Source organism: Agrobacterium sp. SOY23 (assembly GCF_027212525.1).
Lineage (GTDB): Bacteria > Pseudomonadota > Alphaproteobacteria > Rhizobiales > Rhizobiaceae > Agrobacterium > Agrobacterium tumefaciens_I.
Genome location: NZ_JAPWDT010000007.1, coordinates 195303 through 221671, shown reverse-complemented (window position 1 = coordinate 221671; position 26369 = coordinate 195303). Strand labels below are relative to the sequence as shown.

Sequence of the window (26369 nt, the reverse complement as noted above, 5' to 3'; positions counted from 1 at the left end):
ATGTTGATCAACGAAAACCTCACCAGGCGTGCACTCGTCCACGCCGCCGCGATCGACTGGGTACCAAGCCCAGCGAAGGGCGTCGACCGGCGCATGCTGTTTAGGATCGGCGACGAGAAGGCTCGCGCGACATCCATCGTCCGCTACGCGCCGGAAAGCAGCTTCGCCCATCACCAGCATCCGGGTGGCGAGGAATTCCTCGTTCTCGACGGCACGTTTCAGGACGAGAGCGGCGACTTCCCGGCCGGGACATATGTTCGCAACCCTCCCGGAACAGGGCACACGCCGAAGAGCGATGCCGGGTGCACGATCCTGGTGAAGCTCTGGCAGTTCAAGGCGGATGACCGTGAGCGCATCGTGCGCCGTCCGGGCGAAGGCCACGCCGCAGCCTTGCGGTCCGGTGTCACCTCGTCGACGGTTCTGTTTCAAGGTTCGGAAGAACGCGTCGGGCTGGAGGAATGGCAGGCGGGTGCCGACGTCGAGCTTGCCAATGACGAAGGGCTTGAGCTTCTTGTCATCGACGGCAGCTTTGTCGAGGATGGCGATGCACTCGATCGGTGGAGCTGGCTGAGGCTCCCGGCAGGACAGGCCCTGAATGCGAAGGTCGGCCCGGCAGGCGCGCGGGTCTGGTACAAGGCGGCGCCTCCGATGCACTACGACGTCTGCGCGTTCGATGTGTCCGTCCAGGAGACACGTTCATGAATTCAAGCAAGGTGGCTGTCGTCGGCGCGGGCCTGGCAGGCCTCTACACGGCTCAGGCGCTTCACGCCGCGGGCGTCGACGTTCTCCTGCTCGAGGGTCGCAACCGCCTCGGCGGACGAATCCTGACAGTAGATGATGGCGGTACGCCTTCTGACGATGGGTTCGATCTTGGCCCTTCGTGGTTCTGGCCCGAGATGCAGCCTACCATGGCCGAGCTCGTCACCGAACTGGGGCTCGATTCGTTTATCCAACACAGCACCGGCGACGTCGTCTTCGAGCGCATGTCTCGTGAACGGCCGCAGCGTTTCTCTCCCGCCTACGAGAACCAGCAGTCCATGCGGGTCTCCGGAGGAACGGGCGCGGTCGTGCGGGCGCTTGCCGCGCGTCTGCCCGACGAACGAATCCGACTGGGAACTCAGGTCAGGGCGATGGCCCTGAGGCAACACGGCGTCGAACTGTCCCTGCGTGGGACGGACGGCCTTTCAGGAACGGCCCAAAGCATGGTCGGGCCTATGGTCGAGATCCACGACTCCACGACCAAGTCTGGCAGGGCGGCCTTCTTCGGCTTTCTCGGCGTCGGCGCCGAGCAACGCAAGTCGGTCGGCGAGGAGGCGCTGAAGCAAGCCTGCGTCGACCAGCTCGGAAGGTTGTTCGGACCAGCGGCGCTGACTCCTCGTGCCACCCTTCTGAAAGACTGGGCTGGAGACCCGTTCACTGCGACGGCGGACGACCGGACCGGTGGAGATCATCCGACTCCCGGAAGTTCACGGTGGGTCGGCGGCGAATGGGAACGTCGTCTGGTCATGGCCGGCAGCGAGACCAGTCCATCAGAACCCGGCTATCTCGCGGGCGCCGTCGTCGCCGCAAAGCAGGCGGTCTCAGAAATCCTCACGAGATTGGAAACGAAATGAACATCGCTCAGAACGCACCGGTCGATACGGCCGTGGGCAAGAGAAATGGATGGATCCTGACCGTCGCCCAGGCCTTCGGCGGGGCCAATGCTCCTATCGTCATCTCGCTGGGAGGACTGGTCGGACAGAAGCTCTCGCCGGATCCGGACCTGATCACCCTGCCCGTGAGCCTGCTGAACCTCGGCCTTGCGCTCGGAGCCCTGCCGGCGGCCTATGTAATGCGCCGCTTCGGCCGCCGAAGCGGATATCTGTTCGGAACCACGATCGGCATGATCTCCGGCCTGATCGCGGCCATGGGGATCATCCTTTCGAGCTTCGTCATCTTCTGCCTCGGGACCTGCATGGCCGGTTTCTACTCGTCCTACGTCCAGAGCTACCGCTTCGCCGCGGCCGACAATGTCTCGGGTGCGGAGGGCCAGAAGGCGATCGCCCGCGTAATGGTCGGAGGACTGGTGGCCGCCATCATTGGCCCGCAGCTCGTCATCTGGACACGGGACGCCGTACCCGGCACGGCATTCGCCGGAAGCTTCATAAGCCAGCTCCTGCTTGCGGCCCTTGCCTTCCCTGTCCTATGGAGCCTGCGCTCGACGGCGGCAACCCGGACGACGGGAGCCACAAGCTCTGCCGAGAGGCCGCTTCTGGAGATCCTCAGCTCCCGCCGGTACCTGCTCGCCATCGCAACGGGCGTCGTCTCCTACGGCCTGATGACCTTCGTGATGACCGCGTCCCCTATCGCGATGGTCGGGCACGGCCACTCCATCGACCAGGCGGCGCTTGGCATCCAGTGGCACATCCTCGCCATGTACGGCCCGTCGTTCATCACCGGCCGCCTGATGGTGCGGTTCGGCAAGGAAAGGATCGCGGCCGTAGGCCTCCTTCTGATCGGCTCTTCGGCGGCCGTCGCACTGTCCGGCTTCGACATCGCGCATTTCTGGGTTTCGCTGATCCTCCTTGGGATCGGCTGGAACTTCGGCTTCATCGGAGCGACGTCGATGGTCGGCGACTGCCACACGCCCGCGGAACGGAGCAAGGTCCAGGGCGCAAACGACTTTCTCGTCTTCGGGACGGTCGCCTGCGCGTCCTTCTTCTCCGGTTCGCTGCTGCACAGTTCCGGATGGGAGACGATCAACTGGATCGTGCTGCCTGCCTGCGCGCTCGTGCTCGTCCCGCTGGTCTGGCGGGCAGCGCGCCCGCTGTCCGCGGCCTAGGGAATGCTCAGACGAGAGCGGCGCTGCCGCTCTCGAAGACCTGATGGTCGCCGAGGATGTTCGCCGTGAGCATCGCACCCTCGAGCGCGGAAAGCACCCGAATGGCGGCGTCACGGTCGAGGCCGCCTTCCTGAAGCTTGGCGATGCCCAACTCGAAAAAGCGGCGGACCTCGACCCTGACCTCTTCCGACAGGTCGTGCGAGGTCGCGGCGAGCGCTCCGCAGAGGCACATGCGGCCGTCTCGTCTCAGAGCGGTGCGGAACACGTCCCGCCATGCCTCGACGACCTCCGAGCCGTTCGCGATCTCCGTGTCCACCGCGTCGACGAAGCGGTCGGTATATCGCCGCGCGACGGCCGCTGCGAGCTTCTCCTTGGCGGGGAAGTGGTAGTGGACGGAGGACGACTTTACGCCGACGTCGGCCGCGACGTCGCGGAAGCTGAAGCCGCTGTAGCCCCCGCCCCTGATTCGTTCCTCGGCAGCGTCCAGGATGGCGGTAACGGTATCGGTCATTTCAAAATCCTCTCTATCTAATGTTAGATAGGACTTGCAATTCGGAAACGCAATCCTTAGATCCAGATCATCTATCTAACGTTAGATAGACAAAAACAAGGAGAAAGACATGCGTTTCGAAGGCAAGGTAGTAGCGATCACCGGCGGCGGTTCGGGCATCGGCAAGGAAGCAGCAGCGCGGTTTGTCGCCGAAGGTGCGAAGGTCGCCATCAATGGTCGCGATCTCGCGAAGCTTGAGGCAGCAGCCAAGGACATCGATCCGTCGGGCAAGAACATCGTGGTTTCCGCAGGCGACATCGCCAAGCCGGAGACCGGCGCGGCTCTCGTTGACGCGGCAGTTTCAGCTTTTGGTAAGCTGGACGTGCTCGTCAACAATGCGGGCGTCTTCAATCCGAAGCCGTTCATCGAGCTGACGGAAGCCGACTACGACTGGTACCTGGACACGATCCTGAAGGGAAAATTCTTCACCGCGCAGGCTGCGGCGAAGGCCATGAAGGAAAAGGGCGGCGTGATCGTGCAGACCGGTTCAATGTGGGCAATCCAGGCGATCGGCGCCACGCCATCGGCCGCATACTCGGCTGCGAACGCAGGCGTCCACGCCATGGTTCGCAATCTGGCGATCGAACTAGCACCGTACAACATCCGAATTAACGCCGTGGCTCCGGCCGTCGTCGAGACGCCGGTCTATAACACCTTCCTCTCCGACGACCAGGTCAAAGGAGTGCTGCCGACGTTCAACGCCTTCCATCCGCTCGGCCGCAACGGTCAGCCACGCGACGTTGCAGAGGCCATCCTGTTCCTCGCCTCCGAGCAGGCCTCATGGATCACCGGCACGGTTCTTCCGGTCGACGGCGGCGTCACCGCCGGCCGCCAATAGGGAGCGGTCATGAATAATATGCAGGACTGGAACGCCTATCGCGACGCGCTGATCAGCCGGGTTGGCGACTTCGCCAAGCTGAGCCCGGACGTGCTCCGCGGCCTGAACACGATCGAAGGCAGCGGCAACAAGACGGGTCGTCTCGAGCCGAAGATGCACGAGATTATCGCCCTCGCCGTAGCCGTTACTACGCGTTGCGACGGCTGTATTGCGGTTCATGCCAAGAAGGCCATCGAGCTCGGTGCGACCGAGGGCGAGATTGCAGAGGCCCTGGGTGTCGCGATCGCACTCAATGCCGGAGCTGCCCTGACATATTCAGCTCGAGTTTTCGATGCGATCGCAAGCGTTCCGCAGAAATGAAGAAAACACCGGGCGCGCCTTTTCGGCGCGCTCGTACTTGTAAGTTAACGTCTTGAAAGGAATCGAACCGTCGACCCCCTAAGTTGGCGTCTTCAATTTGAGCAGCCAAGAACTGAAACAAAGAGATTTTTATTTATCCTGACGCACTCGATCACCGAATGACGGGTGAAGTCGCTCGTGCTCCCTTTTCAGTCCTTTGAAGACATACACCCAAACACAGGGCGATCGGGGAGCGCAACCGACGCCGACGCGGAAACCCTGTGATCATGTTCCTTCCCGCCTTTCTTCGCCTCTTCATTCTCTCTGAATCGGGTGGTGTCGGCCGACCCTGACTGCTATGAGCTTGCGAACAACTATCGGGGGCGGAGCGTTATGCCTGCGGCTCCTTCCGGATCGTAAGGTCCGCGCGAGCCAATTCCGACAGGATACAAGTAAATCTGTTCAGAAAGTTCCCATATAATCGTTCTGGGGCTTCCTAAATCAGGCAACACGCTTAGAGTTAAGACCATGGCATCGGCACAACAGATCATAGGGCTCGTCAAGAGCCATGCTGAAGGCGACAAGGATCGTTTTTACGACCTTGCGATGCAGTTGGCTGCCGCCGAATCCCAAAAGGGCCACAGCCGTCTAGCCGAACAACTTCGCCAGTGGGCCGAGGCCGGCGCCAGCGCGCCGGAACAGAAACGGCCCAACCTGACGCCCCTTGCCGCTCCACGCGGTGAACTGTCGGGCTTCCTGGGCGCCAGCTATCCGACGGCCCGGATGGCGGATGTGATCGTGCCGACTGTTATCGAAGACGAACTTCGGCATCTGGTTGTCGAGATCCACCATGCCGAAAAGCTCGAAGAGCGCGGCCTACGGCCACGGCGGCGGGTGCTTCTGGCCGGTCCGCCTGGGACCGGCAAGACCCTGACGGCCGCGGCATTGTCCGCCGAACTTCGCTATCCACTCTTTACCGTTCTTCTGCACGGGCTAATCACGAAGTTCATGGGCGAGACTGCCCAGAAGCTTCGCATGGTTTTCGACGCGATCAAGACGACACGCGGCGTCTACCTCTTCGACGAAATCGATGCGCTGGCCTCAAGTCGCGGCAATGAGAACGATGTCGGCGAGGCTAGACGCGTCCTGAACTCGTTCCTCCAGTTCCTCGACGAGGACACTGGTCCATCGATTATCATCGCGACCACAAATCTTCCCGAACTGCTCGACCGCGCGGTTTTGCGCCGCTTCGATCTGGTCCTGTCTTACGACCTGCCGAACGAGGACGCGATCGAAAAGGCAATGCGCCGCCGACTGCACGGCTTCGACGTCGGTGCTATCAACTGGAGTCAGATCACCGGCTGCGCCGATGGTCTGTCGACGGCCGACGTGATCGCGGCCGCTGAAGACGCTGCGCGCCGTGCTGTCATTCTCGATTCCGGCGCCGTCGAGACTTCAGCGGTGGTGGCATCGCTGGAGCGGAGGCGTTCGCTGCAAGGCATAGGAACAGGCAAACATGGCTCGAGATCGGCGCCACTTCACACTGAGCGGAATCGGAAAGACGCGCCCGTTCGCAGCAAAAACCGGCGGATCGTCAAAACATCCAAGTGACGTCAACCACCGTGAGGCGCATGCGCAGGCGCTGCTGACAGCCCTCGGCCACCTCCCAAACATCACCGAGAACAACCTACCGGGTGTCTACCTCGCGATCGAGGGACGCCCGCATGAGGTGATGGTCACCAAGAGCCTGAACGCCAGTGGGCTGACCCTTCTTAAAGTCGCGAAGCAGCCCGGCGCGACGGCGGCGGCGACGGTGTTTGCGACCGAAAATGGCATCGAGAAGCTTCGCAAGAAGATTGAGGATTTTGGCGGCGATCTCCCGGTCAACGAAGACGGAAGCTTCAAGCCACCGAAGAACGCCGACTTGGTGCAGAGTATCGGCGCGATTTCCGAGGCCGGGCTCCGGGCCTTATGGCGCAGTCCCGGTGGCCGGTTTCCGACCGAACCCGGCAAGCAGGCCTGGGAAGTTTGGCTTGGAAGGTCGGGCGCCTCTGGCTTTCTCGCCAGTGCCGCAGACTATGGTGTTGCGGTCGGAACCGACAGGCTAGAATTCCCGGAAGATGTGGTGGTGATCGCGGTTGCGACTGCCGTTGAACTGGCAGCTGCTGTCCGAAATCTTGGCGGTGTCCGGGCGCTGGCGACGCCGACCCGTACCGCAGACGATTTCGATGCCATGCCGATCGAGGAACAACATGAGTGGGTCGGCGATCTCGTCGGCCGCACCACATTTTCCGTCGATGCCGATCCGAACTACATCACGCTCCTCGATCGCGGCGTGACCCGGGCCCATCCTCTGATCCAGCCCGCACTGGCGGCAGCCGACCGGCATGCCGCGGAGGCGGCATGGGACGTCAACGATTTCGTTGGGCATGGTACGCAGCTGGCCGGCCTGGCGCTGTTCGGCGATCTGAGCACGGCCTTGCAGACCACTTTACCGATCACCATCGGTCACCGGCTGGAATCGGCAAAGATTATACCGGATGCCGGCCACAATCCGCATCATCTGCTTGGAACCGTGACGCGCAAAGGCATCAATGCGGCGGAAGCGGCTGCGGTCCGGCGGCGGACCTTCTGCCTGGCGAGCACCACGGAAGACGACACACCACATGACGGCGCGCCGACGTCCTGGTCGAGTGAAATCGATCAGCTCGCCTCCGGCGCATCAGGACTGCAGAGACGCCAGCGACTTATTCTGGTCTCGGCGGGCAACAGCGACCAGAACGCTTTCACCGGTGGCAATTATCTCGCCGTCTCCGATCACCCCGACAACGAGCTGGAATCGCCTGCGCAAGCATGGAATGCAATCAGTGTTGGCGCCTATACGCAGAAGGTCACGCTGCCGCCGGAGGAGCCCGGCGTTTGCGTTGCTCCCTTGGGCGATCTGGCGCCGTCATCGCGGACCGCAAGCTGGCAATCCTACTGGCCGATCAAGCCAGACGTCGTTTACGAGGGTGGCAACTGGTTTATGCACGGCGCGCCGCCGCCGATGAAACATCCGGCCCTTGCGCCGCTCACCACCCATCACCAATATCCGGCGCGGGCGTTCACGACTTGCGGCGAGACCAGTGCGGCGACAGCGCTCGCCTCGCGCGACATCACCGCGCTGTGGTCGGACTATCCGGAGCTCTGGCCGGAAACCGTGCGGGCAATCTTCGTGTCGTCGGCCCGATGGACCAACCGGATGCTCAGCCACGTTCCTCAGCAGCCGTCGAAGACGGATCTGGGGATTCTCTTCAGGCGCTATGGCTATGGCGTTCCAGATATGGAGCGGGCACGGCGCAGCGCGTCAAATGCACTGACGCTCATCGTCGAGGATACGATCCAGCCCTACAAGAAGAGCGCCACGAAGAATGCCGAGCATATCCACAACGAGCTGAAGCTGTTCGAGCTTCCCTGGCCGGTCAAGGAACTTCGCCGGCTTGGTGCGATCGAGGTTAAGCTCCGCATCAGCCTCAGCACCTTCATTTTGCCGAACCCCTCGGAACCGGCACGCGGCAACAAATACCGTTATGCGTCGCACAATCTGCGCTTTAAGTTGAACAGGCCTAATGAAAAGCCGGGCGCCTTTATCAGGCGGATCAGCAAGATTGCCGAGCAAACAGATGAGGGGACGATCGAGGAGCCGGATGGCTGGATGTTTGGGCCGAACAGGCGCGATGTTGGATCGCTTCAGATCGATCAGCTGACATGTGCTGCCTCAGACCTTGCACGCCGCAATTTAATCGCAGTCCATCCCGTAACCGGATGGTGGAAGGCGAAGAGCATCCCCGATCCCCACAACTATAATGCACGCTTCGCGCTGGTTATCGAAATCGACGCCGGCTCGGCCCCAGCCGAGCTATACGCCGAGGTGCAGGCCGCCATCGCAAATAGGGTAGCAACGGTTGTCGCCGTCTAAGTCGCAGCTCAGTAGCTTGGGATTGTAGAGGAGAACAGGAGAGGTCGCATTATTACCGATGGCGGTCGGTCCATCACTCAATTTCCGTCCCTCATTTGCTCGCGAAAAGCTTCCTCGATCGACACAACGCCTCCGGTGTCTCTCGGACGAAGGGCGGCGGTTAACATCCAGCAGCTAGTCCATCAGTTACAATTAGCTAAAGGTCGAATTCAGCAGGGCCTCTTGTTACCCTTTTCAAATGTGATTTTTCATACATTCAGGTTGTCACTGATGACTCAATCCCGATCAATCCATTGCATCAACGCTACCGCGGCGGAGGTGTTGCTTCTAGCGATGGTTTCAATTTTTGTTTCTGCATCTTTATGATGACGGCTTCAGTCGATCGATAAGATCTACAAAGCTAGGCGGTTCTACGTCGCTGCCTTGTCCTGGTGATGCCCGAAAAATGGCGTTTAGGAGTATCGCCCGATCTTCAGTCCTGGCGACTTGATGCTCGATTAGGTGGATATACGTATCGATCATTGTTCGTCTCTGATGCGCATCGTCCATCAGGGCCAGTGCCATCGAATTGTAACGGACGAGTATTCTTACCAGCCAAAAGTAGAGCGCCACCGGGGCACCGATCAAAAGCAAGCGGTTCACAGCCGCCATCGTGACTTGGGCGGCATTTGGCGAATCCCCAAGCTCATTACTTATTTCACTATTCACCGACTTTAAAAACAGCAAAATTTCAGAAGAGTATATGACACCTAAAACTGGCACAATAATTAGGAAAAACAGAATCAATACAAGCGACGAAATAAAGCCAGCACTATTGATCTTGACCCGACGTGACCAATGCTGACGACTTTGGGACTGTCCAGCGCGTTCCTCAGCCGCTTTTTTAAATGCCGCCAAATTCTCTTCGGTAAGGCTGATCGACGCATTTAGCGCCACCAGACGAGCCTCGGCATCCTCAGCTCGCGATATGTAATCTTGAAGTCCTATTATGCGCTCGTTTAGACGTTCTTCAACGTGAGAGCGATTGGCGTTAAGTTTATCGATTTCCTTTTTGTAGGTATCAACGATTTCAGTCGTCGCATTTGAGAGATCCGACTGAGTCGATTTCAGAAACTCAAGAAAACGCCTTTCACGGCCTTCAGCTTCTGACGAAGCTGTATTTTGAAGGAGCGAAAGGTCATCTCGTAATAACTCGCGGTTAGTCCTAAAGCCGTCCTCAATGTCTTTTGATCGCCTATCGATTTCCGTAAGCTTCGCTTCGACTCGGATACGTGCTTCCTCCAAGAGGAGGCTTAACGCTCGCCGTTGAGAGGCAAGTTCCCTTTTGGCAGCTCTAATCTGAAAAATATCTTCTTGAAGTTGGTTAGGCTCGTAAGCAGCATCTGCCTTATCGTCCCAACGCTTTTTTGCAGCGAGGTAGGATCGCATCGAATTTCGAAAGTCGCTCGCAGACTCGCCGTCAGGAAGATCGGCGGTGTTAGGGTGGGTGCCTGCCACTTCGATCGCGATTGCGGCAGCGATTGGAAAGGCTTCCAATTGGACTGCTTTATCAACGTCTTTCTGTAACTTTTTTGCTCGCTGCGCCACTAGCATTAATCGCTTCTCAACAATTCCTGCGGCGTCTTCAACTAGATATCCACTGCTCTGCCCGAGGGGCATACTTGTAGGAATTAGATCAATGAAGCTTGCATCATTCAAACGCTCTACGACTATGTCGCGGATAAGATTCAAAGAAATTTCAGTTGATTCGCGATGAGCGGCTTCAGTTAGTGTACCATCCGGATGAACGAAGAGACTGCGGATTTCTTGAAATTGTTTCTGCGATAGAGCCACTTCACTTCCCCAACCCGAACTTGCTTACTGACACCGTAACTGTACCACCTGTCTTGAGCTATCCCCTAGGGAAGTAAATCAGATTACAGGTTTGTTATTTTGCGGTGTACGCGGGTTGGGGGCTGCCGCGGCTTGAACCTCATGGGCGAACGCCTTGAACGGAGTCGAACCCGTGACCCGCAGATCTCCCAATTGCTTATCGCGCTGAATAATCGTGATAATGTCGTCTATCATGGATAGGGCGTTGACCCGATCGACCAGTACTCGACGCACATCGACGAGCGGATCACTGCAATCGGACGCTATCGCAGGCATTGCGTTGGCATTTAACATCGTGCGCAAAGCAGTGGAGGGAAGGTAAGGATTGGATTGGTGAGGCTTCCACCCAATGAATGCCCTTTCACCGCGCGTCTTTCAGAACAAGAGCATCCTCGTCACTTTCGAGATCCCGGATAAGTTCCCCTACGCGCTCCGTCAGTTCTACCATGCGATCAGTCATAGCCATCATTGCGGCACGCGCATCGTCCTGATCCTTGGACATGATGGCGCCGATCGCCAGGTCTGAAAAATCCGCAGCCAGCTTGCGTGTCTTTTCGTCCCGGATCCGCACTCGCAAGCGTGCGAAGATTGCTTGTTCGTTCGCCAGATCCTGATCCAGGTCGGACGGAAGGCGAGCGCCTTTCCACTTTCCTGTTTCGCGGAAGTGCATTTCATCGACGAAGTGCGCCCGACCGAAAAGCCGCACCAGCCGACCGGTCGCCTCCTGAAACTCAACAAGGGTCGCATGCTGGAATTCAGCCCGTTTCAGCTGAAGGGCGTCGCGCCGCTGTTCACGGCGCAACCGGGCCTCGCGACGTTCCGCACGCCTTTCTGTGAGAATATCGAAGACTCCCTTGAGGAGTGCGCCGACAAGCAGCGTAATGATCGGAAACCAGGCTTCAGGTGAAACGCCGAGGAGCGCCATTTCCATCTATTTTCCAACTCCTCCATTTGAGCCAAGTCCCCTTTCAACATAGCCGAGGCTTTTCAACTTACCAGCCGCGGCTAATTCGAGCATTTTGTTGGATCAAGCTAAAATCGAACCCTCGACTTTATCGTCCATACTACTATAGCTTGCGAAAATGCGCAGAATTTTTGCAGTGCTGTTAAGTGTGATCTTCATATCGGGTCAGGCACTTGCCGCACCGAGATATTATCCAAAAATCTGGGATTTCAGTAAGGACGTCATCAACTCAAGCATCAAGTGTGAGCTTGCCCTCGCCATTCGGGCGGGAAATTACAGCAGCATCAAACCTGACCTGCTGAAAGCCAGGATTACGACTGTACTGGAAAGCACAAAAAGTGTTGGGACACCGGTTGGGCTCAAATTTCCCCTGTTCAACATCGGCGTGTCAGGTGGCATCGATACGACGGACGCAAGCTCCCGGACCTACAGATCTGTTTTCAACATCAGCGCAGGAAATTTCGACGACTGCAATAAGCGGAATATTTTCCAGACCGGTCTCTTGGATTGTATACGCGATGCACTGAATGACATGAACGATCGGCAACAGCAGGATGCCTTTGTCAGTTGCAAGCGAACTATAACGGTCAAATATACCGGTGCTGCTTCAGCGACTGCACCGGTCTGGCTCATCACAAGCGGCCCATCTACGACTGGCTCGAACCAGGTCTCCCACAGCATCACTGCAGTCGTTCCGGCGTCGCGGGTCAGTGGTCTACAATAGCGCGCAGCCGCGGAGGGTGATCGACTGGAATGAACGTGCGGACCCCATTCCACACGACCTGATGGGCTAAACTGCTTTCAGTTCGGTCTTAACCGAAAATCGAAGGAAACAAATCCGGAAAGAACACCGCGATGAATGATATCATCGCGATTGCCACGCCGAGCAAGGATACGATCCAATGCTCACTAAGCAGTTCAAACAATATGGCGGGATGATAGCCATATTTTTCTTTAAATTTTGCCTGTGTTTTCAAATTACCGTCGATGAAACGATCTAGCAGATTGTCGACGACATCGACCTTCTTCAGCGTTGACTGGTGGAGTTTGACGTATTCCTTATCATCAAACGCCTGTGCTTCCTCTTTGCCGGTAAGCACATCCTTCGTCTTAATCGAATTCAGATCCATAAGAGTATGGAGGCGCCCGCTCTTGCCATGCGCAGCGTAGCCAGGACCGTATACGTCGATTAACAGGCGGGCCACGTCTGTTTTCTTTGACTCCTGAATCGAAATCGGATTGCCGCCAAGCACCTTGTAGCGGTGTTCAATGGCTTGAAAGCCATAGTTGATGTCGCGCATGTTCCAGTGAACAAATTGATATTGCTGATGAATTTCTATAAATTTGAAAAACTCGTCCAGCATTTGCTTCTCGAGAACGTCGTATTGGCCATCAATGTCTCCGAACGCAATTTTACTGAGCTCCGCAGATTTGTGGATCGAAAAAGAGGCTGTCGTGCCGGAAGCAAAATAGCGAACGGCTATGGATGTAACGCGCGGAGTGCGGCCATCTTTGATTTCGTAGAAGGATTCGCAGGAGTAGTGGATTACCAGGGTATGCGCCCTATCTTCACCTATGTCATAGAGTCTCTGGCGCGCTTCTTTCCGCCGTTTCCACTTGGAAAGCTGCTGACCCATCATTCCTGCCCTTTGATTTAATGCGTGCACCGAATGCCTGGCACAACCAGACCAGAAAGTCACGTCCTGTTGCTCTTTGGTGAGACCTTAAGCGAGGACATAAGTACGACCAGCCCCGGGGTTTAGCCAGGGCGGTCCCATGCCCTCTGCGTCAACATCTGCTCTTCGGAGCCGACCCCGCGCTTCAGACCCCTGACAGCCTTCACCTGGCGTCAGGATTGACAGCGACTTGCGAGAGTGACGGTGAACTCCCGGCGGCCACGCTTCTGTCGTTCGGACTGCGTTTGGGCTAAGGCCGCGCCCACTGGTAACCCATTCATATGCCAAGCCAGCGTCTGCGAACCACCCAGGGCATATTCATGATATGTGAAGTGATAAAAGTAGTTTCAAGGCGGCACAGCTAGGCTTTCGGCGCCTGGCTGTGTTACCGGTTAACCGGGTTAGACCAAGCCCCGTTTCCGCTTCTCCCTCTTCATGATCTTGCCGAACGCCTGTTCCCATCCATACGAGTGAACCAGGCGATCGAAGGTGGCATCGGTTCCACGAATGAGATCGAGCCTGGAGCGCTTGGAAACCTCTGCCCAGTCATCATAGAGGATGTAGAGCGCATTGCCGTAATCCATGTTCTCGAAAACCACCAGATCGTCCGCGTAACGGGCGCCAATGTAGTTTCCGAAGGTGCCTTTACCCTTGAGGTAGGCGTTAGGTTTCAGCAGTGAAAACAACTTGACCCTTTCGGCGACAACCCCTGCCTTCCCTGCAGGCAGTTGGCGCCCGCCTATGAAATGGCGCACGATATCTTCGTTGGTTCCCGGAGGGAAAACGTCCCAGTCCAGCGAGAGCGTCGAAATAATCTCTTCGGCCGACGCACCATCGCTGAAAACGTCAACCTCGCCGCAGTTTTCCTGAAGCAGGTTCAGGATAAAAAGCAGCTCCTTCTCGAAGTCCTTCTGGCTGCGCAGAAGGGGCTGATCGACCGTGATCTGATAGACACCGCCGCCGACAGGCCCTGTAGCCATTTTCAGGAGCTTGGTCCGGATCTTGTAGAGACGGGGCTCGTGATACTCGGTTTGGTAGACCTGCCGGTCATGGAAATGAAGGTGCGTTCCATAAGTGGCAGCATCACCAAAGTTGGGCGACTCCCAGTAAAATGTTTTCGTTATCTTCGGGAGGTCTTTGCGTTTTTCCACCCAGCCGTGCGTATTCCGCTCTGAATACAAGCCCATGTTGGCCGGGGGCAGGACATCGCTCGCGGCGTCGAGTTCACCAGGAGGAGCCAGGTGGCCGAAGGGATCAGTGAGCTGTGACGCCGTCAACGTTTTGACGCAGCCAACCACGAAAGCATCTGTGGGAAGATGCTGGATTTTGTTCAGAATTGCAGCCGGCACCTGTCTGAGGTTCCGTTGCCAGGGCACTTTACGGTACTTCTGCATGCTGTCATCCCTCGATCTGTTGTGCTGCACGTTAAAGGGCGACCAGTTCGGCGAGTTTGGCCGCAACAGTTGCCATGGGATCTTCTGCAGTGCTCAGGCCACTTCGGGATGCAAGTAGCGGGCTAACGTTGCGAAGAGCTTCGTATGTTGTGTTGTGCACAACCGGAACAAGCCGTTCGCCCGCAAGGAGTGCCGAGAGTTCCTTGTCGGCAATGCCTTCTTTGGGAAGGCGAGCGATCAGCGCGGGCGTTACAAGGACGATACCGATCCGCGAATTGGCCAGGCCTTTGTCAATGGCGCGAAGCAATGGCACTCCAAGGCCCACGTCCTTCTCACTGAACCACACCTTGACACCAAGTCCTTCCAGAAGATCGTGAAGTTCCTTCGCAGCGCCCTGCCTGTCGTCCCAAGCATGGCAAAGAAAGACGTCCCGAAGATCCAACGGCGCCTGTCTTTCGACGCTCTCCCGTACCGGTGTGAGGGCGAGCACCTCAGAAAGGGTGTAAGACACGGAAGAACCGGCTCGCGACCAGCGTGGCCTTGCGCTTCCGCCACCACCGCCCCCGCCCCCGCTGCTCCGGACACCACCGGTGCTTCCCGAAGAATAAGATGGGTAAGAGCTTGAATAGCTGCTGTATCCACCGCCATAACGGCTATACCCGCGACTACATGCGGGGCAGTTTTCTCGACCGCTTGCAGTGCGGTGGCCGTTTCTCGGCGCCGTGCATCGTGACATGACTTTTCGTTCCCCAATTCAGAGAATATGACAATACAACTTATGGAAATTCAACTTTAAAAATGCACCCGGAGATAAGTGGTCACCAGGTGCATTTTTCTAATTGTCCCAGATCGCCCGGCGACTTACTTCTTGTCCTTGGGCGGGTTCGGATCGTTGCCATGGCTATCGGAGCGCTGGATCACGCCATTCTTGCCATGGATCTGGAGTTCCGTTCCCTGGTTCCGACTGATCGGACGGGCGAGTTTCTCAGCATCGCTCTTGATGTCGGTGCGATGGCTGGCCTTCTGGTCGCCATCACGCTTAACCTGCCATCCACCGTCAGGATGAGGCATTACACGGTGCGTATCGCGTGCCATGGTTCACCTCACATGTAAGAACGGACGGCTTGCAGATCTGCAGGCTGGATTTCAGGGAAGCGCTGACCAGAGATAACTTCGGAGACACGACCCTGGTTAAGCTCACCAAGACGAGCTGCGATCTGAGCTTGGTTGAGACGGGTATGCTGCCAGAGGCCCTTGATCTGGGAGACGATCAAGGGGGTAAGGCGGGGACTGCTATTGCGGGGATGCAAAGTCTTACCCTTGCCCCCCATCACTTCGAGACCGGGGCAACCACCCCAGGCGCCGACAAGGTCGTACTGATCAGAACGAGGGGCAGCCTGCCCCGGCTTCAGACGGTCACCACCGCCACTGCTATGAGATCCCATTGTGGGTTCAATCCTGCGGCCAGTTGAAAAAAGGCTTCGCGAGGGATACACACCAAGTGTCACCGTTGACGTGCGCCGCGCCGTGTCTCCTTGAACCGAGGCCGACGTTCAGCGTTCGGAAAACACAGAAGCCGGAGCACGCAAAACGTGTCTCCGGCTTTTTTGTTATCTGAGAATTGAATACAAATCAATAGCTATTGAATATGCCGCTGCGCGATTTTACATTTTTTCCACAAATCGTCAATACGACGCTGTGGATAAAACCGACTGCGAGTCAAAAAAACCTTGATATGGTTAACGACTCACTAAGCTGGTTATAGCACAAATCCGGAACGGAAGATCCACGCCGGCTTGTTTTCCCATGAAAATTTCCGCCGTCGGGACAGATTGTCGCAGGAGGGGCTGGGTGAGCAAATTTGCATACCCCACGCTCAATGGAGCAGCTGCTTTTTGGGTATGCTTAAATCGCACAAAAGATACCTGGATCACTTCGTTGGCGAGCTGGTTGACATCTACGATGCCACCGGTCCCGAGATCGCTCAGGGTGATGAATTTCCGACTTGGAATGCTCACCTGATCTATGAATGTATCAACACCTTGGGACACTGGGTTCAGTTTACTCGAAAGGCCCCAGAGGGATCGGTTCATCGTAGTTTTCCGGGAAGCCTTCACCAAGGATCGGCGGGCATTCCGGCGAATGCGGCGCGCAGTCTTGGCACGTGCCTCTACTATGTTCTCCAGTCCCAACGTGTCGGCGATACGTTTGCTATGTATATGGTCGAATGCGCCTTGAGGGACATCAGGTATCTCGTGCAGCCCGGGGACGAGGAAGCTCGAAAGTTCCTCATCCGCTCAATCGTCACGGGCGGCGGTCGTGATAATACCCATGATTATGGAGCAAGACTGGCACACCTACTCGGTGGCATCGATTATATTCTTTTGAATGATGTTTCGGATCTTCTCGCTGCAGCGAGGCTTGCCCACCCCCGAGCGGAATTTCCCGATTGATAAAGTTATGCCGATCTCGGCAATGCAGGAGACGAACCGTTGGAAGATTTCATAGCATCGAGGAAGAGGTCGATGCTTTTGTTGCGGCCTTGCCGATAGCGACACTTGCGGCTCCGACATTGCTGCATCAGTTTAACATGCTCGATACATAGAACATTCCGATTTCGCTCGCGCCTTCTCAAGGATCAAATCAATGCGCGCCGCGCTGCTTCTCGCGTCAGCGCCCGAAGCAGACCGGCTAGATTGATGATGATCTGGTCATCCTCCTCGCTTGAATAGGGCGAAACAAGCTTGCCGTGCATGACACCGTTGCGGATCTTTATCCAGGACGCTACCTGAGGTCTTGTTCCCACCCTCTCATCCGCCAATGTGTAAAGCGCCCGCTGCACGGAAACCGCATCCGCTCTATTCACCGCGGCTTTGGCTGCATCCCTTAGCCTCGACGCACCCTCCCACTGCTCGATATGAGCGACTAGGGAATCGATAGCGGCCTGATCGGCGTCGGTTCTGAGCGTGCCTCCAGGAACGAGGCGACGCGCCACGCCTTCGATACTGCTGGCCAGCGTCAGCGCCATCACCCATCTGGAACCCTGCGCAGATTGGATCACTTCCTCATAGAAGGTGGTGATCGTGTGGCTTTCCCACCCTCCTTCGCGCGCAACCAGGGTAAGGAGCCCAGCATAGAGATCGAAGAAATCGGCGTCGTTCGTAAGACGGTCGTCACCGTTCCACAAAGCGGTCCATGTCGAATCTGCAGTCCAGACGGGAGACTGTCGCACCCAGAGCATCGACCGCCCGTCCGGAAACCGACGCTCGACCAGACGCGGAAACACCAACTGTCCGAAAAGAATCCGGAGCGGTTCCCCGAACCAGTTCTCCGCGTTGTGCGCGGGTAGTGCCGCGCTGCTGTCAGCCGAAATCGACAGCACGTTGGTTTCGCTATCGAACGCGAACCTGACCAGCACGCCGAGAGCTTCGATGGTGCGGATGGCCTGTAGTCCGCCCTTCCCGTCGTCGCTCTGCACAAAGCGACGAAAAATGATCGAGGCGCTATGATTTCGGGGAATGAGAAAGCGGGCTTCGGCGCCGCCTTCCCCCATTGCAGGCCCCTGAACGCCGGCGCTCAAACTTTGAACCGTGCCTTGAAGCACCCATTGATCGCCATCCGGATCTACATCGGGCACCGTCCAGCCGCCCATCCATTCTGTCCCGTCCGCGTCGGTCATCACGAGACGGAACCTGTTGAGAGGGTCGTACGGCTCATCCCGCTCCCGATTGAGAGCTTGTAGGCTGTGATTCAGATCGACAGGCAGCCCTGTCATGCGATAGCGGAATTCCCGCTCGGACACGAGCTCGAACACGCCTTCCCCCTCCGCCAAGGGCGGTTCGAAGTCCCGGGCTAAGAGCGTCATTTTCGGGGCACGGATCGTGACAGGGCCATGCAGATAGGGGTTCAGGCGATCGATTTGTGACATCGGGATTAGCGCGTTTCTGATGAAGTGGAATAGTTCTTAAACTCTGCGATTGTAGGTCTTGTTTCTTTAAGACGACGCGCGTCTTGCTCCATCTGTGGTCGATCAGCGTGGCATGGTGGCGCAAAGTCAGATGGCTTAGGCGCGGTCGCTCATCCTATCAGGCTTCCCGGCTTTCGCTTCCTTGAGCGGCTGATGCAGCATGATCGGTTCCGCCGGATAGACCTTTGAAAACCGGCAGTGCGCTTGACACCAGGCCGCGGCGGCCGGGGACAGCCAGCCCGTTATTTCCACCATGCTTTCGTAGCGCTTTGGCAGGTTCCACATGATGACAGGCTCGTGATGGGCAATGCGATTGCGCAGGCTGCGGATTTGCGCCAGCGGGCCAGAGAAATCCTTTCTTCGCAGCCCCTTTCCGTCTGGCTTACGGCCGATCTTGTGCAGCGTCGTCTGCCACAATGTTTCATAGTCCTTGCCGAACATAGCGGTCCAGAAGCTGAAGGTCAGGGCCGCGACGATCCGGCCGGGGGTCGCTTCTTTTTTGTCTGCCTCAATGTCCTGGATGGCCTTGGCGAGTTGTTCGGGCTGCCATTCGCCGAGCAGCAACCCCGGTTCATGAAACCAGCTTTCATTAACCGCTTCGGTCATGACTGCATGGATTCGGTTGCGCAGCGCCACTTCAAGCATCTGCAGCGGCGTATAGAGGCTTTCCGAAATCAGCGTGTTGAGCGTATATAGCTCAATAGCGCGGCTACGGTCGCCGTTCGCCCAATCGAGGTAACGGCCAAACCGCTCTAGGGAAAGCGCCATTTCCAGCGCTTCATAGGAAACTGGCTTCCCTACTTCCCCTTGCATTTTTTCCCCACCCCTTCTATATAGATAATCGTACACCCCGGTACCGTCTCTGCCCTAGGCATGCGGCCGGGGTAATTTTTTGCCCTAATCACTTGACGTGCTTCGGAACTTGCAAAGCCGCCTTGGCTTCCTTCCGCTGCTTCTTTTCAGCCGCGAATTCCGGCTCAAGCGCCTGAATCTCCGTCACCAGACCGTCGAGGTGGTAGATATTGCTGTTCCAGTCTCCAGCGGCCGTCTTGCGCATTTCTCGCTTGATATAGCCAGCCTTCTCCAGGGCGCGCATATTGTTCTGGATGGTTTTCTCCGTGACATCCATGCGTTTCGCCAGTTCCTTTTTGGCCGGAAACGGCTTGCGCGTAGGCTCGTGCCAGTAATCCAGAAGCTGGATAATGATGTTCATCTGCATCGCGTTGATGCCGAGGCGCCGCTGGGCCTGGATCAGGATGGAGGGAATGCCCGCATAGCCGTGACTATAAACAGCCTTCCCCAGATGCGCTCCGTAGAGGACGGCTTTTTGGCTGCGGGTTTGGGAAAGTTGATGACTTCTGCGTCGGTAGGCGTTGCGCTCATGGTTTAAATCTCCTTCGGCTGCAAAGAAGATACGCAGGGGCATACAAGCTTTCAATGACGCGGGCTGGCAGGGGTATGGAAAACGCAGGGGGTACCCCTATCTCCGTTAATTGTGCTGTGTCCACCACTATAGCTATATAGTCCGCGCTTCTTTACTGGTCGGATATCGACCCTACCTTAGGAAGCTCGGTTCCCGACGGGTGGGGTCGCTAGTTTCCATACGTAATCTTCATTTTTTGTACCGCAAAAGCAGTTGTAACATGCCCAAACGCTGATCGGAACGAAAAGTGCGCCGTGTTCCGATCCTAATCGATCGATCCGAAGTAAAGCATTCGCGCCGCTTCACGCTGCAGTGGTTCCCATCTTCTGAAGACGCTCGTGTTCCTCGATGAGATAGGTGATGTAGCTCCGGATCAGATTGCAATACAGCCGCGCCTCATGCTGCTGGATGGCGACCCCGGCCTTGAGATCCATGCCGTGACGTACGCCGCCGCCGGTTGGTGAGGACAGGAAGCCGTGCAACTTCGTCATCCAGTCAAGGATTTGCTCCTGAGCCGTTCCGCGATTGCCGGATCTCATTTCGCCGACGATCTTGTTGAAGTATTTTCCCTGAACCGTGCCATCGCTCGTGCCGGTGCCCCGGAACACGGTCGCGACCGACTCCAGAAGCCAGAGGATTTCAGAGACCGCCTGGCGGCTTTTACCTTCTCCGAGGAGCCGGTTCGACTCCTCGAGCGACGCGTCAATCAGCTCCCGCGCCTGGGCGTCGAGGGAAGGTGCGGCGTCGGGCACGGAAATCGGTGGGGTCTGCGGGTTTGCGGCGACCAGATGGGGCGGTTCGATTCGATAGCCCGCGCCGTGTTCCGCAAGTACGCGATTGATCATCGCCACGTCGGGCACGCCCAGGCCGTCATCAGCGCACTCCATGCAGACCGTATAAAACGCCTCGATGAACAGTGGCGCGTTTTCTTCCGCCCGGCGCATTGCGCTATCCAGATCGGACCACGCCCAGCTAAGGCTGCTGCTGTTCCCCGAACCGCCGAACGCTTCCTTGAAGCGTTCCACGATCCCCCAGGTGCTTCCCTGAGAGGCGATTTTTTCGATGAAATCATAGAATGCGCGCGACAGGGTCGCCGGCGCCGGTCCAGGGCTGGAAAACCGCCATGCAGGGTCAAATTTAAGCATCAAGCGCTCCTAGTTTTCCGCCAGCCAGCGAGCATAAGCCCGCACGTCGATCATCGGCACGGTTCCGATTTCCTGCAGCCGAGCGATCAGCTCCAACAGAAATCCCGTGACGGACTTGCCGTTGAGTGTCACGGCCGTAACGCCGTCGGCCTTGCGGCCGAACCAGCCGTGTGCCGCCACACAGCCGATATCGAGCAGACTTTCATCCGGTGCGCTGTCGAGCAGGTCCGTCATGGTTTTGCCCATCGGCGGGCTCCACTCGCTTTCGAACGTCAGGATGCCACCGAGAATCCAGTGCGGCTTCTTTGGTTCCGACTTCCCGCCGAGCCACGTCACCGCCAGGCTGGTGCGGTCAAGCTTACGGACGCTCGCCGCCTTGTCGCGGGCATATCCCACATAGGTCGCGTTCAGCGTCTGCTTGGCCTCAAATACGGCATAAACGCTTTCGGCCGGAATGATTTTGATGCCGTGCATCTCGAAAATCAGCGGCGTGTATTGCCGGTCGTAAATGACGACGTCAATCTGCTGACTGAACGTGCCGTGATTGTCCACGATATGGGCGGTGTCTACCTGATACCGCTTCGGCAGATAGGTGTTCAGCAAATCGACCCAAACGGCTTCGCTGGCGTCACCTTTCGTGCCAGAATGGGCGAACGACTTGCGCGCTCGGTTCAGGTCCTCCTGCACCTTGTCGTGCAACCCAGCCAGTAATTCCTGCAGCGACCACCCACTCATCTGATAAACTGCTCCCAGCCACCGTTAAGCGCCTGCCCCGCGGCAGCGCTGATCCTTTGTTTTTCCGCAGCCGTCAGATCGTCCGAAATCACGTTGTTGGTGTTGGCGGGATCGACAAACCGGGCATTCGCAAATGTGTCGCGCAGATAGGTGAGGCACGCGACGATCCGATCGCTCAAGGTCGGGTAATTCGTATTGCTCAGCGCCACGATGACGGCCAGCTCAACGTAGAAGGACGGAAAATCTAGCCCTTTCTGGTCTCGCCACAGCTTGATGAGGCGCGACTCCTGCTGCCGGGCGCCCGCCCAAACAGTCTTGATGTGCGTTTGGACGTTGGTCTTGGTCCAGGTGCTGGCCTTGCGCCGATAAAGGCTGTGATCGTTCGACAAGGCGTTCTGCCGCTTGGCCGGGACCAGGTCCACGTCGTAGCCGCCGACCCTGATGTTTATGGAAACGTTCTGTCGTTTCGGCGCGTATCCCGCCCCTGCGAGCTTGGCGAACAGCTTGTCGTATATCTCCTGGAGCGTATCAGGCGTGTTCTCCGACAGCGAGATGAACAGGTCGATATCCGTGCCGCTGTGGTTGGCTGTTCCCTTTGAAAATGATCCACTCGGGCTAATCGAAATCAGGTTGCCGTTAGCCCACTCGCCAACCAGCGGCGTCAGAATCCCCTGAACATCCCGCACCGGCGAATATGGCCCGGTATCGACGGCCTCGCGGGCCAATATTCCCTGCAAATAGGCGTCGCTCATGCGTGTGGGTCAGTTCCTTGAGGATGGGCGAGTGTAACGTCACATTTTACACACCATCTCGCAAGAAGCCTTTTCGCGGCCGATTTAAGATCAGGACAGTTGGACGACTCGGAGCGACGCCCCAAAAGCCCGTCTGCGATCGATGAGTGCGCCGAATACATCCGCCCAATGTTGCCGAATAAATTCTTCTGCCGCTGATATTACTACTGGTATGCACGCCCGCGATTCAGCTTCGTCCGTGACGCCAGGGCGGAGCTTTTCACGATTCCCGCGCTAGCCCGTCCAGATCGGCGTTGGTGCGGGCGAGTTAAAACTTTGCTAGAATAAACGGCATGAGTCACAACGAATATTTGGACATTTTTATAGGCGACCCAATCGCGCACCGCTCAGAAGTAAAGCTTCTCCGAGCTTTGAGTAAATTCTCCGATGAACACAAACAACCACTTCTGGTGTTCGCCAATTTTGAGCTTTCCGGGCGGCAGTTCGACTTCGTTGTCATCACAGCTACCCGCGTTGTCGTCACCGAGGTCAAGTCAAGCGCCTTTCCTGTGCGCGGCGATATCGAGGGCATGTGGGAGTACGCGACGGCCGATGGCGGTTGGACAACCGTCACCAATGGCTACAAGCAGGCTCTCCGTCAGAAGAATATCCTTCGCGACGCCATGGGGCGCTTGCCGAAGGAATTTCATCCCCAGGCACACGTTGTTTTCACCGAGGATATTCCTGAAGGCTCCGATCTCACGCCTGGAAACTTCAAGGTGTATGTTGGCGGCTTGGCGGACTTTCTTACAGCACTTTCTCGGGAGGATGGTAACCCTTGGTCTCTTGAGGAGTGGAGGCAATGGGCTGAACGCCAGCGCCTCAGGCGAGTGCCATTGATCGAGGCATTCGACAATGCGCCGGCCGAACTCATGGGGCGGTATCGAGAAGCTCTCCTCAGGGACTATAATCCGCAGGCCGATGGCTGGATCGCCGCTAGCGATCAGCAACGTGATGCCATTGCGTCTGCGCTGGCTGGAGGAAATGCGGGAGTATTCGTCACAGGCCCTTCAGGATGCGGCAAGACCCTGATGGCGAAGGCGTCTGCGGTACATCTGGCGCGGGATGGTGCAGTAGTCCTGTTTGTGCAGGCAAAAGACATTTCGGAATCGCTTGCCGATGCTCTGAAAACCGAAATTGCACTCGTGGCGGATATCCTCCTGGCCTCGCTGCTGAAAGCTGTCCGGCAGACGTCCGCGCGTGTGTGCATCTTTCTTGACGGCCTAAACGAGCTACCCGGTAACGTCGTTGAAAAAACACTCCGCGGATTGAAAATCCTTGCCAGGAGATACGGAGCACAGTTGGTCGTCACCAGCCAGGGCAAAAGACCGGCCATTCTTGAAGAATTGGCACTCATCAGGGTGAGTGAACCGGATGATGGCCTGAAAAATAGAATCGCGACAGCCGCAGCAGCATCCTCTCTCTCTGCTGAGGCGAAGAAGGTTCTTACAGGGGTGCGAAGCGGCCTCGAGGCGAGAATGGTGGCCGAACTTCAAGGAGAGCTTGGTTTTGATGCGACAAGAAGCACTCTTGTTGATCAGATCATCCGAAAACGCTTGGGAGAGAACGCGAGAACCTGCTACGCCGGTCTAAGATCCTTCGCTCTTCAGCTCTTTGGGCAGTTCTCTTATTCGATGACCGAGACCGCATTCGACGACATTATGATCGCGAATGGTCTTGGCGATGAGCAGTGCGAGACAATGGTCTCATCCGGCCTGCTTGAACGCCGCGCCGGCCGCATCTCTTTCTATCACGAGATGTTCCTGTTTGGCTGCGCTGCGCAGGCCTACGCTCAGCTTGCCCGTTCGGGAACAGGTGCAGTGTCGCAAGCGCTAAATACCGCCTTTGCCGAAGCCCTTGCACCGGATGTTTTGGCGGCAGTCGACGACGAGACAACAGCCTGTGAAATCCTAGGCTCACTGACGAGCGCTGAAATTTTAGCGAAATGCGCTATGGGCGAGTCCGGCCCAGTTGCCAGGTCGGCGTCCCGCAAAATCTTGGCCCAAGCGGCATCCCAGATACTTTTCGATATCGAAAACCTGCGATTGGCGCTTCGTGCGACCGAGGACAAGGTCAGTGTCGAGTGGGAGCAACTGCCGGACTACAGCAAAGAAGAGATCGCCCAGTTTTGCGGTTTGGGCATTGCTGCAAAGTTCGGCGTTATGGTCGAGGAATACCTGAGGCTATGCCGAGCAATGGACGCTCGGCTCCTGTGGGAGCGAAAGCGGTTAGATGATGATGCCCAACGGTACAATGTTGGACTTCGAAGTGTCAGCTTTGGGCTTGCGTATCTCGGCCTGTATTCCGGCTGGAAATCGAGTTTCCGGCTCATGGTGGGAGCGGCGCAATCGTTTTGGGAGGACGTTGGACCAAGCGATGTGATGCGCTCCAAACATTTGATGGATTTGACATCCGGCGAACTTCATTTCGCCGTTGAACATAGGCACTCTTTGTATGCCGGGCATGAATCGTCGTTCTGCGAGGAACTCGCAAAGGTGATTACGGCGAGGTTTCGGCGCGAGCCGTATCATGTACAGCTTGCCATCCTGCATGCCGCCGGTTTTGTGCGCCGCGCTTCAGACGAGGCGCTTACCACCCTCACCGAAGCGATACAGCAACTTGAGCCCAATGATTTTCACATCTTTATCAGCACCAGCATTATCGAGGCATTGAAGCTTCTGGGTGCTCTCGATGAGGAAGCGGAAGAGGCACGAGAAGGGATAAAAGACCAGCTACGCGCGGCGCTGGACGGCGAGGATGAAGAAGATACCTTTGAGCAGGCACTGTCGGTCTACGTCGCCCAGTTCGATCATCCGTTCGACGGCATATATTGCGAGGAGATCAACGGCCTTTCGGATATCGAGAAGAAGCGACTGGTAACCCGCGCTTTTCAAGCCGATAGCGTTCGCCGCTCCATGTCGTTGAAATGGCTAGCGACCGCAGTGGCAGATAGAGATGACCCTTCGAGTGCGCCACTTTTCATTCGCTATGCGCGCTATCCGGAAAGCAATCCGCACTGGCAGGACGAAATCGCGGTTTTTGTTCTAGCGACGAGGTTCCTTGCGAGACATGGAGTCGAATTGCCTGAAGCGCCTACGGATGACGATCGCCAGCGATGTTTCGTACACCTCCGTGACATCGTAAGGTATGTTGAAGTTCGTTCGGAGGCTGCCTTGTCTGGTGCAGCTGCGGCCTGGGAAGCGTTGCTGCTTATACCTGCTCCCATCGTTATTAGTTGTCTGCATGACGTCATTCTCGAGGGGCTTGAACAACGCTCGCCGATGTCTGAGTCAAGAAGCTATGGATCGGTCGAGATTTCTCGACTTTTTCAGCCGGAATTGCTTAAAATTGCACGGCAGCTCCTGCCTCATGGCACTCCAGCTTTAGACAGTCACGGTCGCAAAGATGAGCGGTCCACAGCATGGGCAGTGAGCCTCGTCGGGCAGCTAGGCGACAGGAGCGATTTGGGAATGCTGCGAATTCTCCTCAATCAACCAGACTTCGCGCGATCGGCGACTGCTGCTATTCGCCAGATCGAAATGCGCTGCTAGGTTTCTGACCTTACCGCTAGTCGCTATCCCCACACGGCCGAGGTAGTGCAACAATACGATGGTCGGTTTCCTGCCGCCGGTTTGGACGCCACGGGCTGCGCGGACACTTGACCAAACTTTGAAGGGGCCCGCAGGCCGAAAGCCGCTTTTCTCCGACGCGACAAGCGGCTTGCCGCGCCCGTCACTTGACCCGAACGGATGGCGATGTCGTGGGGCGAGAACAGACAGAAGCGGTCCGGAACGGGCTTCATAATCGGGTGCGTAGGCGTCCGTAGGGCAAGCGATCGTAACCGGTGTCTGCGGAGGCGGCCGAATGGTCGGCTCCGCGCCATCGACATAAAGCGT

The 26369-nt window shown here is 57.2% G+C and carries 23 protein-coding genes; 10 read left to right on the top strand and 13 right to left on the bottom strand.

All coding sequences use genetic code 11. The annotated features are described in order from the left end of the window. Genes O3S81_RS20295 through O3S81_RS20285 form a run of 3 tightly spaced genes read left to right on the top strand, consistent with a single transcriptional unit; the run spans position 1 to position 2821 of the window. Positions 1–702: a cupin domain-containing protein gene (locus O3S81_RS20295; protein WP_269346100.1), complete on the top strand. Its 702-nt coding sequence runs from the start codon at positions 1–3 to the stop codon at positions 700–702. Then, positions 699–1613, top strand: coding sequence for a flavin monoamine oxidase family protein (locus O3S81_RS20290; RefSeq protein WP_269346098.1), 915 nt, complete (start codon positions 699–701; stop codon positions 1611–1613). Before O3S81_RS20295 ends, O3S81_RS20290 begins: the two co-directional genes overlap by 4 nt. Next, positions 1610–2821 carry an MFS transporter gene (locus tag O3S81_RS20285; protein WP_269346096.1) on the top strand — a complete coding sequence of 404 codons (1212 nt, stop codon included), beginning with the start codon at positions 1610–1612 and terminating at the stop codon, positions 2819–2821. The genes O3S81_RS20290 and O3S81_RS20285 overlap by 4 nt, the downstream gene beginning before the upstream one ends. Before the next feature lie 7 nt (positions 2822–2828). Here O3S81_RS20285 and O3S81_RS20280 read toward each other — a convergent pair whose 3' ends face one another. Beyond that, positions 2829–3332: a TetR/AcrR family transcriptional regulator gene (locus tag O3S81_RS20280; protein WP_269346094.1), complete on the bottom strand. Its 504-nt coding sequence runs from the start codon at positions 3330–3332 to the stop codon at positions 2829–2831. Between the two features lie 109 nt (positions 3333–3441). On the opposite strand from O3S81_RS20280, the gene O3S81_RS20275 reads away from it, so the two are divergent. The 4 genes from O3S81_RS20275 (at position 3442) to O3S81_RS20260 (ending at position 8506) form a co-directional block, all read left to right on the top strand. After that, the gene (locus O3S81_RS20275) at positions 3442–4209 is read left to right on the top strand and encodes an SDR family NAD(P)-dependent oxidoreductase (protein ID WP_269346092.1); all 768 of its coding nucleotides are present in this window, start codon (positions 3442–3444) and stop codon (positions 4207–4209) included. 9 nt (positions 4210–4218) lie between these two features. Continuing rightward, positions 4219–4569: a carboxymuconolactone decarboxylase family protein gene (locus O3S81_RS20270; RefSeq protein WP_442864959.1), complete on the top strand. Its 351-nt coding sequence runs from the start codon at positions 4219–4221 to the stop codon at positions 4567–4569. Between the two features lie 507 nt (positions 4570–5076). Beyond that, a complete protein-coding gene (locus tag O3S81_RS20265) occupies positions 5077–6159 on the top strand; it encodes an AAA family ATPase (RefSeq protein WP_269346090.1) in 1083 nt (360 codons plus the stop codon). Continuing rightward, the gene (locus O3S81_RS20260; RefSeq protein WP_269346089.1) at positions 6065–8506 is read left to right on the top strand and encodes a S8 family peptidase; all 2442 of its coding nucleotides are present in this window, start codon (positions 6065–6067) and stop codon (positions 8504–8506) included. The genes O3S81_RS20265 and O3S81_RS20260 overlap by 95 nt, the downstream gene beginning before the upstream one ends. A 360-nt stretch (positions 8507–8866) precedes the next feature. On the opposite strand, the gene O3S81_RS20255 is transcribed toward O3S81_RS20260, so the two are convergent. Continuing rightward, positions 8867–10339 (bottom strand): coiled-coil domain-containing protein, encoded by a 1473-nt coding sequence (locus tag O3S81_RS20255; RefSeq protein ID WP_269346087.1) that lies wholly within the window; start codon positions 10337–10339, stop codon positions 8867–8869. 400 nt (positions 10340–10739) lie between these two features. After that, a complete protein-coding gene (locus O3S81_RS20250) occupies positions 10740–11309 on the bottom strand; it encodes a hypothetical protein (protein WP_269346085.1) in 570 nt (189 codons plus the stop codon). A 151-nt stretch (positions 11310–11460) separates the two neighbouring features. Here O3S81_RS20250 and O3S81_RS20245 point away from each other — a divergent pair, with 151 nt between their 5' ends. Continuing rightward, positions 11461–12066, top strand: a complete 606-nt coding sequence (locus tag O3S81_RS20245; RefSeq protein ID WP_269346083.1) for a hypothetical protein — start codon at positions 11461–11463, stop codon at positions 12064–12066. Between the two features lie 88 nt (positions 12067–12154). On the opposite strand, the gene O3S81_RS20240 is transcribed toward O3S81_RS20245, so the two are convergent. The 4 genes from O3S81_RS20240 to O3S81_RS20225 all read right to left on the bottom strand — a co-directional run bounded on the left by O3S81_RS20240 (position 12155) and on the right by O3S81_RS20225 (position 15507). Further along, positions 12155–12979 carry a hypothetical protein gene (locus O3S81_RS20240; RefSeq protein WP_269346082.1) on the bottom strand — a complete coding sequence of 275 codons (825 nt, stop codon included), beginning with the start codon at positions 12977–12979 and terminating at the stop codon, positions 12155–12157. Positions 12980–13419: 440 nt separating this feature from the next. After that, on the bottom strand, positions 13420–14412 hold the full coding sequence (locus O3S81_RS20235) for a hypothetical protein (protein ID WP_269346080.1): 993 nt from the start codon (positions 14410–14412) through the stop codon (positions 13420–13422). Between the two features lie 31 nt (positions 14413–14443). Continuing rightward, a complete protein-coding gene (locus O3S81_RS20230) occupies positions 14444–14923 on the bottom strand; it encodes a toll/interleukin-1 receptor domain-containing protein (protein WP_331284197.1) in 480 nt (159 codons plus the stop codon). A 350-nt stretch (positions 14924–15273) separates the two neighbouring features. Continuing rightward, on the bottom strand, positions 15274–15507 hold the full coding sequence (locus O3S81_RS20225; RefSeq protein WP_269346076.1) for a DUF2188 domain-containing protein: 234 nt from the start codon (positions 15505–15507) through the stop codon (positions 15274–15276). Positions 15508–16307: 800 nt separating this feature from the next. On the opposite strand from O3S81_RS20225, the gene O3S81_RS20220 reads away from it, so the two are divergent. Next, positions 16308–16865: a hypothetical protein gene (locus tag O3S81_RS20220; protein ID WP_269346074.1), complete on the top strand. Its 558-nt coding sequence runs from the start codon at positions 16308–16310 to the stop codon at positions 16863–16865. Between the two features lie 185 nt (positions 16866–17050). Here O3S81_RS20220 and O3S81_RS20215 read toward each other — a convergent pair whose 3' ends face one another. The 6 genes from O3S81_RS20215 to O3S81_RS20190 form a co-directional block, all read right to left on the bottom strand. Next, positions 17051–18340: a hypothetical protein gene (locus O3S81_RS20215; protein ID WP_269346072.1), complete on the bottom strand. Its 1290-nt coding sequence runs from the start codon at positions 18338–18340 to the stop codon at positions 17051–17053. A gap of 135 nt (positions 18341–18475) precedes the next feature. Continuing rightward, positions 18476–19192, bottom strand: a complete 717-nt coding sequence (locus tag O3S81_RS20210) for an Abi family protein (RefSeq protein ID WP_269346070.1) — start codon at positions 19190–19192, stop codon at positions 18476–18478. A gap of 88 nt (positions 19193–19280) precedes the next feature. Next, entirely contained in the window at positions 19281–19805 is a 525-nt protein-coding gene (locus O3S81_RS20205) for a helix-turn-helix domain-containing protein (RefSeq protein ID WP_269346068.1), read from the bottom strand. 299 nt (positions 19806–20104) lie between these two features. Then, positions 20105–20947 carry a hypothetical protein gene (locus O3S81_RS20200; RefSeq protein WP_121692442.1) on the bottom strand — a complete coding sequence of 281 codons (843 nt, stop codon included), beginning with the start codon at positions 20945–20947 and terminating at the stop codon, positions 20105–20107. Positions 20948–20956: 9 nt separating this feature from the next. Continuing rightward, positions 20957–21682: a DUF6602 domain-containing protein gene (locus O3S81_RS20195; RefSeq protein ID WP_121692443.1), complete on the bottom strand. Its 726-nt coding sequence runs from the start codon at positions 21680–21682 to the stop codon at positions 20957–20959. After that, positions 21679–22434, bottom strand: coding sequence for a nucleotidyltransferase domain-containing protein (locus O3S81_RS20190; protein ID WP_269346063.1), 756 nt, complete (start codon positions 22432–22434; stop codon positions 21679–21681). Before O3S81_RS20190 ends, O3S81_RS20195 begins: the two co-directional genes overlap by 4 nt. Positions 22435–22766: 332 nt before the next feature. On the opposite strand from O3S81_RS20190, the gene O3S81_RS20185 reads away from it, so the two are divergent. Next, positions 22767–26024, top strand: coding sequence for an NERD domain-containing protein (locus tag O3S81_RS20185; RefSeq protein ID WP_269346062.1), 3258 nt, complete (start codon positions 22767–22769; stop codon positions 26022–26024). Positions 26025–26369: the final 345 nt, after the last annotated feature.

Excerpts from the sequence above, each read along its gene's own strand:
- O3S81_RS20295 (WP_269346100.1), top strand. The coding sequence starts at position 1 with ATGTTGATCAACGAAAACCTCACCAGGCGTGCACTCGTCCACGCCGCC.
- O3S81_RS20290 (WP_269346098.1), top strand. The coding sequence starts at position 699 with ATGAATTCAAGCAAGGTGGCTGTCGTCGGCGCGGGCCTGGCAGGCCTC.
- O3S81_RS20285 (WP_269346096.1), top strand. The coding sequence starts at position 1,610 with ATGAACATCGCTCAGAACGCACCGGTCGATACGGCCGTGGGCAAGAGA.
- O3S81_RS20280 (WP_269346094.1), bottom strand. The coding sequence starts at position 3,332 with ATGACCGATACCGTTACCGCCATCCTGGACGCTGCCGAGGAACGAATC.
- O3S81_RS20275 (WP_269346092.1), top strand. The coding sequence starts at position 3,442 with ATGCGTTTCGAAGGCAAGGTAGTAGCGATCACCGGCGGCGGTTCGGGC.
- O3S81_RS20270 (WP_442864959.1), top strand. The coding sequence starts at position 4,219 with ATGAATAATATGCAGGACTGGAACGCCTATCGCGACGCGCTGATCAGC.
- O3S81_RS20265 (WP_269346090.1), top strand. The coding sequence starts at position 5,077 with ATGGCATCGGCACAACAGATCATAGGGCTCGTCAAGAGCCATGCTGAA.
- O3S81_RS20260 (WP_269346089.1), top strand. The coding sequence starts at position 6,065 with ATGGCTCGAGATCGGCGCCACTTCACACTGAGCGGAATCGGAAAGACG.
- O3S81_RS20250 (WP_269346085.1), bottom strand. The coding sequence starts at position 11,309 with ATGGAAATGGCGCTCCTCGGCGTTTCACCTGAAGCCTGGTTTCCGATC.
- O3S81_RS20245 (WP_269346083.1), top strand. The coding sequence starts at position 11,461 with ATGCGCAGAATTTTTGCAGTGCTGTTAAGTGTGATCTTCATATCGGGT.
- O3S81_RS20240 (WP_269346082.1), bottom strand. The coding sequence starts at position 12,979 with ATGGGTCAGCAGCTTTCCAAGTGGAAACGGCGGAAAGAAGCGCGCCAG.
- O3S81_RS20235 (WP_269346080.1), bottom strand. The coding sequence starts at position 14,412 with ATGCAGAAGTACCGTAAAGTGCCCTGGCAACGGAACCTCAGACAGGTG.
- O3S81_RS20225 (WP_269346076.1), bottom strand. The coding sequence starts at position 15,507 with ATGGCACGCGATACGCACCGTGTAATGCCTCATCCTGACGGTGGATGG.
- O3S81_RS20215 (WP_269346072.1), bottom strand. The coding sequence starts at position 18,340 with ATGTCACAAATCGATCGCCTGAACCCCTATCTGCATGGCCCTGTCACG.
- O3S81_RS20210 (WP_269346070.1), bottom strand. The coding sequence starts at position 19,192 with ATGCAAGGGGAAGTAGGGAAGCCAGTTTCCTATGAAGCGCTGGAAATG.
- O3S81_RS20205 (WP_269346068.1), bottom strand. The coding sequence starts at position 19,805 with ATGCCCCTGCGTATCTTCTTTGCAGCCGAAGGAGATTTAAACCATGAG.
- O3S81_RS20200 (WP_121692442.1), bottom strand. The coding sequence starts at position 20,947 with ATGCTTAAATTTGACCCTGCATGGCGGTTTTCCAGCCCTGGACCGGCG.
- O3S81_RS20195 (WP_121692443.1), bottom strand. The coding sequence starts at position 21,682 with ATGAGTGGGTGGTCGCTGCAGGAATTACTGGCTGGGTTGCACGACAAG.
- O3S81_RS20190 (WP_269346063.1), bottom strand. The coding sequence starts at position 22,434 with ATGAGCGACGCCTATTTGCAGGGAATATTGGCCCGCGAGGCCGTCGAT.
- O3S81_RS20185 (WP_269346062.1), top strand. The coding sequence starts at position 22,767 with ATGAGTCACAACGAATATTTGGACATTTTTATAGGCGACCCAATCGCG.